Annotated in this window: 1 pseudogene; it reads left to right on the top strand. The window is 35.7% G+C overall.

Annotated elements, in window-relative coordinates:
- Nucleotides 1-23: 23 nt before the first annotated feature.
- A pseudogene (locus HMPREF3029_RS08335) lies at nt 24-294 on the top strand (acetoin utilization protein AcuC); the annotation flags it as partial.

Consider the following 294-nt stretch of genomic DNA (forward strand, 5'->3'; position numbering starts at 1 on the left):
CCCATTAAATAGAGGTTAAAAAGATGCGTGCACTTTATGTGTATGATGATGAGTTACTTAAATATCGCTTTAATGATACACACCCATTTAATCAGATGCGCTTAAAGATGACGACAGATTTATTAAAAGCGGCTCAATTTTTAAGCGATGAAGAAATTGTAACTCCACGCGTCGCTACTGAAGAAGAAATTTTACTCGTTCACACAAAAGACTATGTCGACGCTGTTAAACGTGCAGGCCATAACAACATTACAAAAAGAGAACTTGCAAACTATGGTTTAAATACAGAAGACA

It is taken from the genome of Nosocomiicoccus sp. HMSC059G07 (assembly GCF_001815515.1).
GTDB classification, from domain to species: domain Bacteria; phylum Bacillota; class Bacilli; order Staphylococcales; family Salinicoccaceae; genus Nosocomiicoccus; species Nosocomiicoccus ampullae_A.